At 71.8% G+C, this 14,813-nt stretch carries 13 protein-coding genes; 10 read left to right on the top strand and 3 right to left on the bottom strand.

Annotated features, from left to right (window positions below; genetic code table 11):
- Window positions 1-33 precede the first annotated feature (33 nt).
- Entirely contained in the window at window positions 34-957 is a 924-nt protein-coding gene (locus ACFTZL_RS26970; protein WP_382587761.1) for a helix-turn-helix transcriptional regulator, read from the bottom strand.
- A 145-nt stretch (window positions 958-1,102) separates the two neighbouring features.
- Here ACFTZL_RS26970 and ACFTZL_RS26965 point away from each other — a divergent pair, with 145 nt between their 5' ends.
- The gene (locus ACFTZL_RS26965; RefSeq protein ID WP_382587759.1) at window positions 1,103-1,864 is read left to right on the top strand and encodes an SDR family oxidoreductase; all 762 of its coding nucleotides are present in this window, start codon (window positions 1,103-1,105) and stop codon (window positions 1,862-1,864) included.
- Window positions 1,865-1,879: 15 nt separating this feature from the next.
- Here the strand turns inward: ACFTZL_RS26965 and ACFTZL_RS26960 are convergent, their stop codons facing one another.
- Window positions 1,880-2,302, bottom strand: a complete 423-nt coding sequence (locus tag ACFTZL_RS26960) for a hypothetical protein (RefSeq protein ID WP_184598343.1) — start codon at window positions 2,300-2,302, stop codon at window positions 1,880-1,882.
- A gap of 163 nt (window positions 2,303-2,465) precedes the next feature.
- Here ACFTZL_RS26960 and ACFTZL_RS26955 point away from each other — a divergent pair, with 163 nt between their 5' ends.
- Together ACFTZL_RS26955 and ACFTZL_RS26950 are read left to right on the top strand one after the other, a co-directional pair.
- Window positions 2,466-3,308, top strand: coding sequence for a MurR/RpiR family transcriptional regulator (locus ACFTZL_RS26955; protein WP_382587757.1), 843 nt, complete (start codon window positions 2,466-2,468; stop codon window positions 3,306-3,308).
- A gap of 101 nt (window positions 3,309-3,409) precedes the next feature.
- The gene (locus ACFTZL_RS26950; RefSeq protein WP_382587755.1) at window positions 3,410-4,018 is read left to right on the top strand and encodes a hypothetical protein; all 609 of its coding nucleotides are present in this window, start codon (window positions 3,410-3,412) and stop codon (window positions 4,016-4,018) included.
- A gap of 78 nt (window positions 4,019-4,096) precedes the next feature.
- Here ACFTZL_RS26950 and ACFTZL_RS26945 read toward each other — a convergent pair whose 3' ends face one another.
- A complete protein-coding gene (locus tag ACFTZL_RS26945) occupies window positions 4,097-5,473 on the bottom strand; it encodes a diaminopimelate decarboxylase (protein WP_382587753.1) in 1,377 nt (458 codons plus the stop codon).
- A gap of 135 nt (window positions 5,474-5,608) precedes the next feature.
- Here ACFTZL_RS26945 and hutU point away from each other — a divergent pair, with 135 nt between their 5' ends.
- From hutU to ACFTZL_RS26910, 7 genes are all read left to right on the top strand, one after another.
- On the top strand, window positions 5,609-7,273 hold the full coding sequence (hutU, locus tag ACFTZL_RS26940; protein WP_382587751.1) for a urocanate hydratase: 1,665 nt from the start codon (window positions 5,609-5,611) through the stop codon (window positions 7,271-7,273).
- Window positions 7,274-7,326: 53 nt separating this feature from the next.
- Entirely contained in the window at window positions 7,327-8,529 is a 1,203-nt protein-coding gene (locus tag ACFTZL_RS26935; RefSeq protein WP_382587763.1) for an allantoate amidohydrolase, read from the top strand.
- Window positions 8,526-9,875, top strand: a complete 1,350-nt coding sequence (locus tag ACFTZL_RS26930; RefSeq protein ID WP_382587749.1) for a formimidoylglutamate deiminase — start codon at window positions 8,526-8,528, stop codon at window positions 9,873-9,875. Before ACFTZL_RS26935 ends, ACFTZL_RS26930 begins: the two co-directional genes overlap by 4 nt.
- Window positions 9,872-11,167 carry an imidazolonepropionase gene (gene hutI, locus ACFTZL_RS26925; protein ID WP_382587747.1) on the top strand — a complete coding sequence of 432 codons (1,296 nt, stop codon included), beginning with the start codon at window positions 9,872-9,874 and terminating at the stop codon, window positions 11,165-11,167. The genes ACFTZL_RS26930 and hutI overlap by 4 nt, the downstream gene beginning before the upstream one ends.
- A gap of 325 nt (window positions 11,168-11,492) precedes the next feature.
- Window positions 11,493-13,691 carry a glycoside hydrolase domain-containing protein gene (locus tag ACFTZL_RS26920; RefSeq protein ID WP_382587745.1) on the top strand — a complete coding sequence of 733 codons (2,199 nt, stop codon included), beginning with the start codon at window positions 11,493-11,495 and terminating at the stop codon, window positions 13,689-13,691.
- A 29-nt stretch (window positions 13,692-13,720) separates the two neighbouring features.
- Window positions 13,721-14,041: a hypothetical protein gene (locus tag ACFTZL_RS26915; RefSeq protein WP_382587743.1), complete on the top strand. Its 321-nt coding sequence runs from the start codon at window positions 13,721-13,723 to the stop codon at window positions 14,039-14,041.
- Window positions 14,042-14,057: 16 nt separating this feature from the next.
- Entirely contained in the window at window positions 14,058-14,774 is a 717-nt protein-coding gene (locus ACFTZL_RS26910) for a hypothetical protein (protein WP_382587741.1), read from the top strand.
- Window positions 14,775-14,813 lie beyond the last annotated feature (39 nt).

Below are 14,813 nucleotides of genomic sequence, written 5' to 3'. Positions count from 1 at the left end.
TGCGGCGGTCCCCGCGCATTTTTCTTCCCGGGCTCAGTAGGCCCGGCTCGTCGCCCAACTCCCCAGCAGCGCCAGGCGCTCCGCCGTCTCCGAGCCCGGTTCCGGTGTGTAGGCGACGATCGTCTGGTCCGGGGCCCCGGGGATCGCCAGGGTCTCGTACGGGAGGGTCAGCAGACCGGCGACCGGGTGCCGGAGGTGTTTCACTCCGTGGTCGCAGGGCTTGACCAGGTGGTCCGCCCACAGACGGCGGAAGTCCTCACTGACGCGGGAGAGTTCGGCGACGAGCTCCCCGGTGGCGGCGTCCCCGGGGTGATGGCCCGCCTGCAGGCGCAGATGGGCGACCGTCTGGCCCGCGATCGCGTTCCAGTTCGGATAGATCTCGCGGGCGGTGGGGTCGAGGAAGACGCGGCGCGGGATGTTGCGCTCGTTGGAGCCGGAGCCGGAGCCGGAGCCGGAGCCGGAGCCGGAGCCGGAGCCGCTGAAGTCGAGCAGGGCGTCGGCGAGCGCGTTCCAGCCGAGCACCTCCATACGGTGGTCCAGGACGTACGCCGGATTGCGGTCCATGCCGTCGAGGATGAGCTGGACACCCGGGCGCACCCGGGACGCGGCCTCCGTGGGCGCGGACTGCGGAGACGCGGCCGGACCGCCCTCGGCCCGCCGGCGGGGCCGGGCGACCGCCCGCAGATACGCGTGCTCCGCCTCGTCCAGCCGCAGCACCCGCGCGACCGCGTCCAGCACGGCGTCCGACACTCCACCGGACTTCGTCCGGGACGGGTCCCCAGGGCCCCTGCCCTGCTCCAGGCGGACGTAGTAGTCGACGCTCACCCCGGCCAGTTGCGCCACCTCCTCGCGGCGCAGACCCGGGACACGGCGGCGGCCGTAAGAGGGCAGCCCCACCTCCTCCGGCTGGATACGGGCACGGCGCGAGCGCAGGAAATCTCCCAGTTCTCCGTCCATGGCTTCGAGCCTAGGCGCCTCGCGCGCGGCGAACCTGGTACTGGCAGACCCAGGAAAAGCGCCCCCCTGGGTACGGCCGCCGACGGCGCCGAGGGTGGTGGACGAGGCCGGGGAGACGCCCCGGCCACCACCGAGGGGATGTCCCATGCCGTACGAGAACCTGGCCGGCCGTACCGCCGTCGTCACCGGAGCCGCGAGCGGGATCGGCGAGGCCATCGCCGTCCTGCTCGCCGCCCAGGGCGCACGGGTGGCCCTGCTGGCCCGGCGAGAGGAACGGCTGACGGCGCTCGCCGGGAAGATCCGGGCCGACGGCGGGCAGGCCCTGGCCGTCGTCGCGGACGTCACCGACGAGGCGTCCGTGGCAGCCGCCGCCGACCGGATCCACACCGAGTACGGGCCCGTCGACCTGGTCGTCAACTCCGCCGGCGTCATGCTGCCGCACCCCGTCGACGCCCGGCGCGCCGACGAGTGGCAGCGGATGCTCGACACCAACGTCGCCGGCGTGCTGCGGATCATCGGCGCCTTCACCGGCGACCTGGTGGGCGCGGCAGCGGACGGCCGTACGGCCGACATCGTGAACATCTCGTCCATCGCCGCGCACGTCAGCTTCCCGAACTACGCGGTGTACGGCGCGACCAAGGCGGCCGTCACCTATCTGTCGGAGTCCCTGCGCGGCGAGTTCGGGCCGCGGGACGTCCGGGTCACCAACATCGAACCCGGGTTCGTCGAGAGCGAGCTGCTCACCCACATCGGCGACGCGGAACTGGCCCGGCAGGTGGAGGACCTGCGGGAGCAGGTGGGCGCGCTGTCCGCCGAGGAACTGGCCGACCTGGTGGCCTACGCGACCAGCCGGCCGCGCCGGGTCAATCTGCGGCAGATCATCGCGCTGCCCACCCGGCAGGCCTGAACGGCATGCGCCCGCTCAGTCCTCCCAGCCGCTGTCCTGGGAGGACTTGCGGCGGCCGAACAGGTCCGGGTTGGTGCGGACGGCCTGGACGAGGTTGACGCCCACGATGCCGGCCCAGGCGACGAGCATGCCGGGGAGCTGGGCCACGCCCCCGCCGATCGCGGACAGCGGCACCGCGAGGACCAGGGAGACGATGCCGAAGCCGAAGCGCTCGCCCCAGGAGTCCGTGGGCCGCGGCGACCGGGAGTCCCGCGCCGTCTGCATCTGCTGCTCGGCGAGCTGCCGGCGCACCCGGCGGTCCACCGCGCCGTCGATCCGCTGGTCGACCTTCTCCAGGAACGAGTCGACCAGCGCGGACTCGTACTCCTCGCCCAGCTCCCTGCGTGCGTGCAGAGTGGCGTCGAGTTCCTTCTTCAGCTCGGTGTCCCGCGCGTCCATTCCGGTCATGGGACCACGGTAGAAAGAAGCGACACCCGCCGCACTGGGGTTAGCCCCCGTGTCGGGACGGGGGGCGGCCCGGGGGGCCCTCCACTCCCGCTTGCCGGTCTGCATATGCTCATGCAGAATCCTCAGCTACTGAATAGGCGAGGGGGAGCACGTCATGAGCGTGACCGACAGCCCTGCCGCGCGGCTCCAGGCGCTCTTCGAGGGCCACCGGCTGACGCCGACCCAGCGGCGCATCGCGCACAGCATGGTGCGGCGGGCCGCCGACGTGCCGTTCCTGTCGAGCGTGGAGCTCGCCGAACTGGCCGGGGTCAGCCAGCCGTCCGTGACCCGCTTCGCCGTGGCCCTGGGCTTCGACGGCTACCCGGCCCTGCGCCGCCATCTGCGCGAGGTCACCCCGGCCGAACCCGCGGCGGACGCCGGGTCCGTCAACGAGTACCAGCAGGCCGTCGAGGCCGAGATCGAGAACCTGCGGCACCTGGCGGAGGCCCTGGCCGATACCGGGCCCGTGCAGCGGGCCGGGCGCCTCCTCGCGGCCTCCCGTCCGCTCCCCGTCCTCGGCCTGCGGGCGGCGGCGGCCCAGGCACACGGCTTCGCCTACTTCGCCGCCAAGGTCCACCCCGACGTACGGCTGCTCAACGAGGGCGGCACGATGCTCCAGGACCGCATCGACGCCGCCGTCCGGGCCGGTGCGAGCGCACTGCTCTGTTTCGCGCTGCCCCGGCACCCCCGCGAGGTCGTCGACACCCTCGCCCACGCCAAGGAGGCCGGGCTGACCGTCGTCACGGTCGCCGACTCCGCCTTCGCACCGGTCGCCAAGGTGTCCGACCTGCTGCTCCCCGCCGCGGTCGGCACCGGCCTGGCCTTCGACACGGCCTGCGCCCCGATGCTTCTCGGCCGGGTGCTGCTCGAGGCGATGTGCGACGACCTGCCCGAGGCCCAGTCCCGCCTGGAGGAGTTCGACGCCAAGGCGGCGGCACGGGGTCTGTTCGTGGACTGACGGCACGCGCTCCGCCCTCTCAGACTCGTCTCACGTCGCGTCGCTAACGTGCGCCTCCTGTACCCCCTTCAGAGGCTTCGGAGACCGTACGGAGGCTGAACGTGACGCGCGGAGGACATGGGCATGGGCATGGGCATGGGCATGGACTGGCTCGGGTCGCCGTCGTCGTACGGGCGGGGGCGGCACCGCTGTGGTGGCTCGGCGCGTGCGCCGCGGGCATCGGCGTCCTGGCACCGGGACTGACCGGCCGCCGTATCGGTGTCCTGGCCGGGGCGGCCCTGTTCGTCCTCGCGACGGCGGCGGTGGCCCACGGAGGCCGCAAGCGCTACGTCACCCTGGCCGCCTCCGCGTCCCGCGCCGGCAAGCACGACGTACTCCAGGACCGCGCGGTGACGGTACGCAACTGGCGCCGCCACCACCGCTGGTGGCTCCTCCTCGCCTTCCTCGCCGCCCTGGGCACCACCTTCGCACTCCCGGCCGCGGGCGGCATGCTCCTGGCCGGCTGCGGAGCGGGCCTGTGGCTGAAGGCGGCGTGGCTGGGCCGCCGGGAGCGGGCCGACGAGGCGTTGCTGTGGGTCCGGGTGGACTGGCTGCGCGGGGGCGCGGGACGCCCGGCCGGCAAGCCGGTCAAGGGCTACCGCGACACGGGCATCGCGGCGGGCGACGCGGCCCCGGGCGGGGCGAGAAGGAAATCAGCGGCGCTCGTGTAGCAGGGCCGAGGCGCATGCCCTGCTTTTCAGGGGCGCGGGGAACTGCGCGACCAGCCACATCGCACCCGCAGCCAAGAACTACCCAAGCCCAGGCGGCGATCCCGTCAGCCCCTCCACATACGCCCCACCAGACTCCGCCACAACCTCCTCCACCGACTGCGCCTCCCGCACGACCGCGAAGGCCACACCCCCCTCCCCACCCGGCCGGAACCCGTAAACCCCGGGCCGGACAAGGGAGTTGTACCCGTAGTGATGTGCGAAGTAATACGCCCCCGTATCCAGCGCCGCCGCATACTCCCCCTGCTCCAGCACCGGCATGGACCGCCCCTCCGCCAGCAGATCCCCCGCGAAACAGGCCGGCCCCGCGACGTCCTGCACCACGACGGGCCCCTCCTTCACCCGCCCCTTCGCGTCGTACGCCGCGATCCTCAACGGCCAGCTCTCCGGCGCGTACACCGTCCGCGTGGCGACCTGCACACCGGCATGCGTCACCGCGACCGCCCGCCCGCCGGAGGTCTTCGCGTACTCGACCCGCGCCACCACGGTGCCGTGCTTGGCCAGCAGCGACCGCCCGAACTCCGTGACCAGCCCGTACCGCCCGTCGAACAGCCCCGGCACCTCCTCGGCCAGCGTCCGCGCATACTGCGCGTACGTCGGCGTCGTCGCGTCCGACGCGAAGTTCACCGGCAGTCCGCCGCCGATGTCGAGCGTGTCGATCTGCCGCCGCCCGATCCGCCGGTTGATCTCCTCGGCGAGCGCGTACACCTCCGCGACCCCCCGGGCCAGCAGCGACAGCGGGATGCCCTGGGAGCCGGTGTGCGCGTGCAGCCGGGTCAGCCACGGGCGGTCCTGGTACGCCCGCACGACCCACTCCCGGGCTCCCTCGTCGCGCAGTGCCACCCCGAACTTCGATGTCGCCGTGGCCGTCGAGGTCGCCTCGATGGAACCCCCGCCGACCTGCGGATTCACCCGGATCCCGAGGGGCGAGCCACTGCTGCCGGCGCTCATCAGTCCGTCGATGCGGTCCAGCTCCTGCGGGTTGTCCGCGTTGACGGCGATGCCCAGCGCCAGCGCCTCGCGCAGCTCGGCCGGTGTCTTGGCGGGTGAGTCCAGGACCGTCATCTCGGGGCGCAGTCCCGCCGCCCGCGCCAGCGCCAGCTCACCCGGGCTCGCCACCTCCGCTCCGATGCCCTCCGCGCGCAGCAGCCGCAGCACCGGCACCAGCGGGGTCGCCTTCACCGCGAAGGCGTGCAGCACGGGCGTGCCCGGCGCCACGACCGCCTCGAACGCCGCCCGCAGCTCCGCCGCCGACTCCCGGATGCCGGTGACGTCCAGCAGCCCGACGACGGGGCTGCCGGGCCCGAGCAGTCCCTGCTCCACGGCGGACCGCACCGCCTCGTCCCGCCGGGCCGCCCGTCCGGCGCCCGAGTCGCCTGCCTGAATGTCGTCATCCATGGATCCAGCCAAACATCCACGGCACCGCCGCGCCGACCTCCCTACGTATTGACTAGCTCTATTCAGGCGGCCAGGATGTGAATAACAGCAGCAACAATCCGCCGGGAGCACCACGCACCCACCAGGAGGCAGACCATGTCAGGACCCCGCCCCGTCCGAGCATCGCGCGGCACGGAACCGAGCGCCCTGGGATGGCAGCAGGAAGCCGCCCTGCGGATGCTGCAGAACAACCTCGACCCGGAGGTCGCCGAGCACCCCGACAAGCTCGTCGTCTACGGCGGCACCGGCAAGGCGGCACGCGACTGGCGCTCCTTCGACGCGATGGTGCGCACGCTGAAGGGCCTGAAGCAGGACGAGACGATGCTCGTCCAGTCCGGCCGTCCCGTCGGCGTCATGCAGACCCACGAGTGGGCCCCGCGCGTCCTCATCGCCAACTCCAACCTCGTCGGCGACTGGGCCAACTGGGAGGAGTTCCGCCGCCTGGAGGCCCTCGGCCTGACCATGTACGGGCAGATGACCGCCGGCTCCTGGATCTACATCGGCACCCAGGGCATCCTCCAGGGCACCTACGAGACCTTCGCCGCCGTCGCCGCCAAGAAGTTCGACGGCACCCTCGCGGGGACCATCACCCTCACCGCCGGTCTCGGCGGCATGGGAGGCGCCCAGCCGCTCGCCGTGACGATGAACGACGGTGTGGCGATCTGTATCGACTGCGACCCGCGCGCCATCGAACGGCGTATCGAGCACCGCTACCTGGACGTGAAGGCCGACTCCCTCGACCACGCGCTGCACCTGGCCGTGGAGGCCCGTGACGCCCGCCGGCCGCTCTCCATCGGCGTCCTCGGCAACGCCGCCGAGCTGCTGCCGCAACTGCTCGCCATGGGCGCCCCGATCGACATCGTGACCGACCAGACCTCCGCCCACGACCCGCTGGCCTATCTGCCTCTCGGCCTGGCCTTCGAGGACATGGCCGACGCCGCCGCTAAGGACCCGGCCGGGTTCACCACCCGGGCCCGCGAGTCCATGGCCCGGCATGTCGAGGCCATGGTCGGCTTCATGGACGCCGGCGCCGAGGTCTTCGACTACGGCAACTCCATCCGCGGCGAGGCCCGGCTCGCCGGATACGACCGGGCCTTCGCCTTCCCCGGCTTCGTCCCCGCCTACATCCGCCCGCTGTTCTGCGAGGGCAAGGGCCCCTTCCGCTGGGCCGCGCTGTCCGGCGAGGCCTCCGACATCGCGAAGACCGACAAGGCGATCCTCGACCTCTTCCCGGAGAACGAGTCCCTGGCCCGCTGGATCCGCATGGCAGGGGAGCGGGTCCACTTCCAGGGCCTGCCCGCCCGTATCTGCTGGCTGGGCTACGGCGAGCGGGACAAGGCCGGTGAGCGGTTCAACGACATGGTCGCGAGCGGGGAGCTGGCCGCGCCGGTCGTCATCGGCCGCGACCACCTCGACTGCGGATCCGTCGCGTCCCCCTACCGCGAGACCGAGGCCATGCTCGACGGGTCCGACGCGATCGCCGACTGGCCCCTGCTCAACGCGATGGTGAACGTGGCGTCCGGGGCGTCCTGGGTGTCGCTGCACCACGGGGGCGGGGTCGGCATGGGGCGGTCGATCCACGCGGGGCAGGTGACGGTGGCCGACGGCACGAAACTGGCCGGTGAGAAGATCCGCCGGGTCCTCACGAACGACCCCGGCATGGGCGTCATCCGGCATGTCGACGCCGGGTACGACATCGCGGACTCGGTCGCCCAGGACAAGGGCGTCCGTGTCCCGATGCGCGAGGGTGACGACGCGTGACGCAGGAACCCGCCGACCCGCGGCCGGACCCCACCGGCAGCTCCTTCCACCGGATGTGGCGCGAGCTGCTCCCCCTCGGCCGCCACCCCGCCTCCGGCGGCTACCGGCGCTTCGCCTGGAGCGGTGTCGACGGTGACTGCCGGGCCTGGTTCGAAGAACAAGCCCTCGCCCGTGGCCTGCGCTACGAGACCGACCGGAACGGCAACCAGTGGGCCTGGCTCGGCGACCCCGCCGCCGGGGACGCCGTCGTCACCGGGTCGCATCTCGACTCCGTGCCGGACGGCGGGGCCTTCGACGGGCCGCTCGGCGTGGTGTCGGCCTTCGCCGCGCTGGACGAACTGCGCGGCCGGGGCGCGCGGTTCACCCGCCCCCTCGGCATCGTGAACTTCGGTGACGAGGAGGGCGCCCGGTTCGGGCTCGCCTGCGTCGGATCCCGGCTCACCGCCGGGCAGCTCACCCGCGAGCAGGCGCACCGGCTCACCGACGGCGAGGGCGTGACGCTGCCGCGCGCCATGGAGACCGCCGGATACGACCCCGACGCCATCGGGCCCGACCCCGAACGGCTCGCCCGCATCGGCGCCTTCGTCGAACTCCACGTCGAGCAGGGCCGGGCCCTGGACCTGTCCGGCGACCGGGTCGGCATCGCCAGCGCGATCTGGCCGCACGGCCGGTGGCGGTTCGACTTCCGGGGCGAGGCCAACCACGCCGGCACCACCCGGCTCGCCGACCGGCGCGACCCCATGCTGTCCTACGCCGAGACCGTCCTCGCCGCCCGCCGCGAGGCCGAACTCGCCGGTGCCGTCGCCACCTTCGGCAAGATCGCCGTCGAGCCGAACGGCGTCAACGCCATCCCCTCCCTCGTGCGCGGCTGGCTCGACTCGCGCGCCGCCGACCAGGACGGCCTGGACGCCGTGGTCGCCGGCGTGGAGAAGGCGGCCGGGGAGTACGCCGCGGCCCATGGCGTCGAGCTGGCCGTCGTCCGTGAGTCTTTCACCCCGGTCGTCGAGTTCGACCACGCCCTGCGCGACGAGCTCGCCCGCATCCTCGGCAAGGACACCGGCCTCACGGTCCCCGTCCTCGGCACGGGTGCCGGACACGACGCCGGGATCCTGTCCGGGAGCATCCCGACCGCCATGCTGTTCGTGCGCAACCCGACCGGCGTCTCCCACTCCCCGGCCGAGTCCGCGACCGAGGACGACTGCGTGGCCGGGGTACTCGCCCTCGCCGACGTACTGGAAGGACTGGCCTGCACGTGACGCCCACCCAGCAGACCCGTACGTACTGGCTGGAACACGCCTGGCTCGGCACCCACGTCGAGCCGGGCGTCACCCTCGACGTCCACGACGGGCGCATCACCGCCGTCCGGACCGGGGTCGCCACGCCGCCCCCAGGCGCCGAGATCCTGCGCGGCCTCACCCTCCCCGGGCTGGCCAACGCCCACAGCCACGCCTTCCACCGGGCCCTGCGCGGCACCGTCCAGGTCGGCTCCGGGACCTTCTGGACCTGGCGCGAGGTCATGTACGCCACGGCCGCCCGGCTCACCCCGGACACCTACCACGCCCTGGCCCGCGCCGTGTACGCCGAGATGGCCCTGGCCGGCATCACGGCGGTCGGCGAGTTCCACTACGTCCACCACGCCCCCGGCGGCACCCCCTACGCCGACCCCAACGCGATGGGCGAGGCCCTGATCGCGGCCGCCGCCGAAGCCGGGATCCGCATCACCCTCCTCGACACCGCCTATCTCTCCTCCGGCTTCGGACAGCCGCCCTCCGCCCAGCAGCTCCGCTTCTCCGACGGCACGGCGGACGCCTGGGCCGAACGCTGTTCAGTTCTCAAGGAACGGGATCACGCACGGATCGGAGCGGCGATCCACTCCGTACGGGCCGTGCCCGCCGACCAGCTGGCGACCGTCGCGAGGTGGGCCGAGGAGCGGCGGGCCCGGCTGCATGTACACCTGTCGGAGCAGACCGCCGAGAACGAGGCGTGCCTGGAGATCCACGGGTGCACTCCGACGCAGCTGCTCGCCCTGCACGGCGTCCTCGGGCCGCGCACGACCGGCGTTCACAACACCCACCTCACCGCCGAGGACGTCTCCCTCATCGGCGGCAGCGGCACCGGCACCTGCATGTGCCCCACCACCGAGCGGGACCTGGCCGACGGCATCGGGCCCGCGGCCGCCCTGCAGAACGAGGGCTCCCCGCTCTCCCTCGGCTCCGACAGCCACGCGGTGATCGACCTGCTGGAGGAGGCGCGCGCCCTGGAGCTGAACGAGCGCCTGCGCACCCGCACCCGAGGTCACTGGACGGCCGCGGCCCTGCTGCGGGCGGCCTCGGCCGACGGGCACGCGACCCTCGGCTGGGCGGACGCGGGCGCCCTGGAACCCGGAGCGCTGGCCGACTTCACGACGGTCGCTCTCGACTCGGTCAGGACGGCAGGGCCGCTTCCGCGGCTCGGGGCCGAGACGGCCGTATTCGCCGCGTCGGCAGCAGACGTGTCGCATACGGTCGTGGCTGGTCGGCACGTCGTACGGGACGGGGTCCACGCCCTCGTGCCGGATGTGCCGAAAGCCCTCGCGGACGCCGTCGAAGCCCTGCGCGGATGACCGCGGGCCGCCCACCCGCGCGGTCCGTCTCCGCCCCCGAACCCGACCCCACCGCCGACCAGGCCACCAAGGACGCCATGAGCAACGCGACGACCGTCAGCCCCGCCCACTCCGCGAGCACCGCAAGCACGCTCATCACCAACATCGCAGCCCTGGTCACCAACGACCCCTCCCTAGGTGACAATTCCCCCCTCGGACTGGTCCAGGACGCGGCCGTCGTCATCGAGGGCGACCGCGTCGTGTGGACCGGTGATCAAAGCAAAGCACCCGCCACTGACAATCGGGTCGACGCAGGTGGCAGGGCGGTCGTGCCGGGCTTCGTCGACTCCCACTCGCACCTCGTCTTCGCGGGCGACCGCACACAGGAGTTCAACGCCCGCATGTCGGGGCGGCCGTACAGCGCGGGCGGCATCCGCACGACCGTCGCCGCCACCCGCGCCGCGAGCGACGCGGAACTCGAGGCCAACGTCGCCCGTTACCTCCGCGAGGCGCTGCACCAGGGCACCACGACCTTCGAGACCAAGTCCGGCTACGGCCTGACCGTCGAGGACGAGGCCCGGGCCCTGCGCGTCGCCGCCGCACACACCGACGAGGTCACCTATCTCGGCGCCCACATCGTCGCCCCCGAGTTCACCGAGGACCCGGCCGGCTACGTCGCGCTCGTCACCGGCGAGATGCTCGACGCCTGCGCCCCGTACGCCCGCTGGATCGACGTCTTCTGCGAGAAGGGCGCCTTCGACGGCGACCAGGCCCGCGCGATCCTCACCGCGGGCAAGGCCAAGGGCCTGCACCCCCGTATCCACGCCAACCAGCTCTCGTACGGCCCGGGCGTCCAGCTCGCCGTCGAGCTCGACGCGGCCAGCGCCGACCACTGCACCCACCTGACCGACGCGGACGTGGACGCCCTGGCCGACAGCCGTACGGTCGCCACCCTCCTGCCCGGCGCCGAGTTCTCCACGCGGGCCGAGTGGCCGGACGCCCGCCGCCTCCTGGACGCGGGCGCCACCGTGGCCCTCTCCACCGACTGCAACCCGGGCTCGTCCTTCACCTCCTCCGTCCCGTTCTGCGTCGCGCTCGCCGTACGGGACATGGGCATGACCCCGGACGAGGCCGTCTGGTCGGCCACGGCGGGCGGCGCGGCGGCCCTCCGGCGCACCGACATCGGCCGCATCACCCCGGGCGCGTACGCCGACCTGACGCTCCTCGACGCCCCGAGCCACGTCCACCTGGCCTACCGCCCCGGCGTCCCTCTGGTCACCGGAGTCTGGCGGCGCGGCGAAAGGGTGCTCTGACCACCGAACCCACCCCAAGGTTGTGCACGACTTCCATACCGGATACATCACGAGTCCATGACAAACGGGAGTTGACGATCCGCCAGATCAACACCCTTCGCACATAACGGACTTGACCCCCTTCGCGCCGCGGCGGAGGATCGCGCTCAGTCGCCGCGCGCACCGTGACCCGTGCGCCGGTCGCAGGCGACGAGGGGGGTTTCTCACGGCATGTCCCGCGAGGGCGTGCCGTTCCGTGCGTGGACACGTGGGTGCGCACCGTGCGCGCGCCGCGATGACACCGCTTTCCTCCCCGCCCCGTTTTCCGGACGACAGGAGGAAGCCCATGGCAGACGAGATGGTGCAGCGCGCCCAGAGATTCATCAACACCACGTACAACAACGGCGCGACGCTGGGCATCTCCAAGCTGGAGGAGAACGGCCAGACCGGCTGGCCCGTGATGTACGCCCTGACCCGGGCGCTCCAGTACGAGATGGGCATCACCGCCCTGTCCGACTCCTTCGGCCCGACCACCCTCGGGAAGATCGGGGAGAAGTACGGCAAGCTGGACGAGACGACCATCCCCTCGGCCAACTTCTGCCGCATCATCCAGTCCGCCCTGTACTGCAAGGGCTACGACGGCGGCGAGATCGACGGCACGTACAACGACCGGGTCAAGGACGCGGTCGTGAAGCTCAACCAGAACATGGGCGTCTCGGGCACGTACCCGGGCAGCTCCCTGTGGCCGAAGGTGGTCAAGGGCCTGTTCAACATGGACGCCTACGTCACCATCGGCGGCGGCTCGGACACCATCCGGACCATCCAGCAGTGGCTGAACGGCCGTTACATCCTGCGCAAGGACTTCTACGTCATCCCCTGCGACGGCCACCACTCCCGCGACGTCGCCAAGTCCATGCTGTTCGCGATCCAGTACGAGCTGGGCATGGCCGACGGCGTCGCCAACGGCGTGTTCGGGCCCGGCACGCAGTCCGGTCTGAAGAGCCACACCGTCTCGACCGGCACCACCGGCGTCTGGGCGCAGCTTTTCACCGGGGCCATGGTCCTGAACAAGCGGAACGTCCCCTTCGGCAACTTCACCTCGACGGTGCAGTCCGGCGTGGAGACCTTCCAGTCCTTCAGCAAGCTCCCGGTCACCGGCAAGGGCGACTTCCAGACCTGGGCCTCGCTGCTCGTCTCCTACGGCGACCAGTCCCGCAAGGGCACGGCCTGCGACGGCGTCACCAAGATCACGCCCGAGCGTGCGCAGGCGCTGAAGGACGCCGGCTACAAGTACATCGGCCGCTACCTCTTCAACCCCTCCAGCACCAGCCTGCCGGAGAAGCAGATCCAGCCGGGCGAGCTGGCCACCATCAAGGAGTACGGCCTCAACTGCTTCCCGATCTTCCAGACCTGGAGCCGTTCGGCGGACTACTTCAGCTACAACCAGGGCACCGCCGACGCGTTCCGCGCGATCGAGTGGGCCGAGTTCCACGGCTTCAAGCCCGGCACCATCATCTACTTCGCCGTCGACTACGACGCCATGGACGGCGAGGTCACGGACTACGTCATCCCGCACTTCCGCGGCATCATGCGGACGATCGGCGAGAACTCCGCCTACGGCATCGGCGTCTACGGCCCGCGCAACGTCTGCCAGCGCGTCGCGGACGCCGGTTACGCGGCGACGAGCTTCGTCTCCGACATGTCCAGCGGCTTCTCCGGCAACCTCGGCTACCCGCTGCCCACGAACTGGGCGTTCGACCAGATCTCCACGATCAAGGTCGGCTCCGGCTCCGGCCTCATCGAGATCGACAACAACATCGTCTCGGGGCGGGACTTCGGCCAGAGCGACTTCAACCCGGGCGCCGACCTCGGGGGGCTGGACACGGACCTGGACAAGGACGCGTATCGCAGCCTGATGCTCCAGGACGTCAAGGCCTACCTGGAGTCGATCGGCGTCCCCGAGACCGGCGGGGACGGCTGGACGGACAAGGACTGGGCCACCCTGGGCGGCATCTCCACGACCAAGGCCTTCGACCTGGTGCTCAGCGCGGACTGGCTGTTCACCTCGCTCGCCCGTCAGCTCAAACTCCGCAAGGCGCTCATCCAGGCGCCCGTGATGTGGGAGCTGCGCAAGATGAACCCCCTGGACGTCGCCGCGGACGAGGCCGTGAAGAACGGCCTGGACGACGACTGCAGCACCGGCTGGGGACAGATCTTCGCCTGGGTGACGATCGACGCCCGCAACTACTGCATGCAGCAGGGCATCATCAACGGTTCGCCCCTCACCGACGACGACATCCCCACGGTGTGGAAGCAGCTCAACGAGGACGAGACGTACAACATCCGCTCGGTCGCGTACCTGACGCTCTACAACGCCCACCAGCTCAACGCCCCGCGGCCGAACCTGAGCACCACCCAGGCCCAGACGCAGGCCCTGCTGGCCCGGTACAACGGCACCGGCGAGGAGGCGGCCCAGTACGGCCGTGAGCTGCTCGGCCTGTACAACGTCCTGGAGAATTACAACGCGCTGTCGCGCGCCAACTGACGACCCGCGCTGACGGAGGAGTGGGACGGATGACAAAGCACTGGTCGGCACCGCTCCTGGTGAACCTGCTGCTCGGAATCCCGGCGGTGGTGCCGATCTGGCTGCTGTGGTACCTCGCGGTGAACTGGCCGCTCGCCGAACTCGGGCTGACGGTGCGGGAACCGACGGAGAACGACGGCATGGCCCTGTGGCTCGTGATCGTCGTTCCCGTCGTCGCGCTGTTCGGCCTGATCTGGTGGCTGGCCAACAGTCCCCTCCGGCGCCGGACGGCGCTGGCTCCGCGTACGTACTGGCTGCTGAGCGTTCTGGCCCCTCTCCTCCCCACGGTCGTCCTCATCCTCATCTCCTGAGAAAGGAACAGCAGACGTGCAGCACGACATGCGCAAGGCCGTATCGAGACGAACCCTGGTGAAGAGCGCCGGTGTGATCACGGCCGCGGCGGCGATCGGCTCGATCGCCCCGTCCACCGCGACGGCAGCCCCGAAGAGCGGCCCGGTGAGCGGCCCGGTGAGCGCGCCGAAGAAGGCCCCCACCTCCGCCAACGGCTGGCCCCTGGAGCAGGAGGCCAACCATGTCTCCACCGTCTGGACCCGCTCCGTCCCGGGCACCGGCCTGGAGACCGACGTCCGGATCGGTGACGTGGAGGCGATCCTGCTCCACGTCATACGGCGCTACCACTACGAGGTCGAGCAGCTCAGCCGCGTCGACCTGGCGGGCTGGCAGCCGATCGGCGGCCTGAAGAAGGGCGGGCCGGAGTCCAACCTCGCCTCGGGCACCGCGGTGCGGATCCGCCAGGGCGCGGGCGCGAGCGGCAGTCTCTTCCCGCTGCAGGTGCTGACGGTGCGCGACATCCTCGCCGACTGCGAGGGCGTGGTGCGCTGGGGCGGCGACGACAGCCCGGTGGACGAGTCGCTGTTCTACGTCGACCGAGGCCCGGACGACGCGTCGGTCCGGGAGCTCGCCGACCGGCTGCGGCTGGCCGAGGCCACGCCCGGTGAGGGCGCCGGCGTGACGGTGGACGTTCTGGCCCCGTCGCGGCGCGACCGCGCGAAGCGGCTGGTGAGGGAGCAGCGCGCCGGCTGACTCCCGTACGGGAGGTGTCCGCGGGGCGGGCCTATGGCA

Source organism: Streptomyces sp. NPDC056948 (assembly GCF_042674225.1).
Classification (GTDB): Bacteria; Actinomycetota; Actinomycetes; order Streptomycetales; family Streptomycetaceae; genus Streptomyces; species Streptomyces purpurascens.
The sequence above is the reverse complement of the archived record's forward strand: the minus strand, read 5'-3'. Positions and strand labels throughout refer to the sequence as shown.

What these genes read in the sequence shown, in the direction of transcription:
- ACFTZL_RS26970 (WP_382587761.1), bottom strand. Translation starts at nt 957, where the DNA reads ATGGACGGAGAACTGGGAGATTTCCTGCGCTCGCGCCGTGCCCGTATC.
- ACFTZL_RS26965 (WP_382587759.1), top strand. Translation starts at nt 1,103, where the DNA reads ATGCCGTACGAGAACCTGGCCGGCCGTACCGCCGTCGTCACCGGAGCC.
- ACFTZL_RS26960 (WP_184598343.1), bottom strand. Translation starts at nt 2,302, where the DNA reads ATGGACGCGCGGGACACCGAGCTGAAGAAGGAACTCGACGCCACTCTG.
- ACFTZL_RS26955 (WP_382587757.1), top strand. Translation starts at nt 2,466, where the DNA reads ATGAGCGTGACCGACAGCCCTGCCGCGCGGCTCCAGGCGCTCTTCGAG.
- ACFTZL_RS26945 (WP_382587753.1), bottom strand. Translation starts at nt 5,473, where the DNA reads ATGGATGACGACATTCAGGCAGGCGACTCGGGCGCCGGACGGGCGGCC.
- hutU (WP_382587751.1), top strand. Translation starts at nt 5,609, where the DNA reads ATGTCAGGACCCCGCCCCGTCCGAGCATCGCGCGGCACGGAACCGAGC.
- ACFTZL_RS26935 (WP_382587763.1), top strand. Translation starts at nt 7,327, where the DNA reads ATGTGGCGCGAGCTGCTCCCCCTCGGCCGCCACCCCGCCTCCGGCGGC.
- hutI (WP_382587747.1), top strand. Translation starts at nt 9,872, where the DNA reads ATGACCGCGGGCCGCCCACCCGCGCGGTCCGTCTCCGCCCCCGAACCC.
- ACFTZL_RS26920 (WP_382587745.1), top strand. Translation starts at nt 11,493, where the DNA reads ATGGCAGACGAGATGGTGCAGCGCGCCCAGAGATTCATCAACACCACG.
- ACFTZL_RS26915 (WP_382587743.1), top strand. Translation starts at nt 13,721, where the DNA reads ATGACAAAGCACTGGTCGGCACCGCTCCTGGTGAACCTGCTGCTCGGA.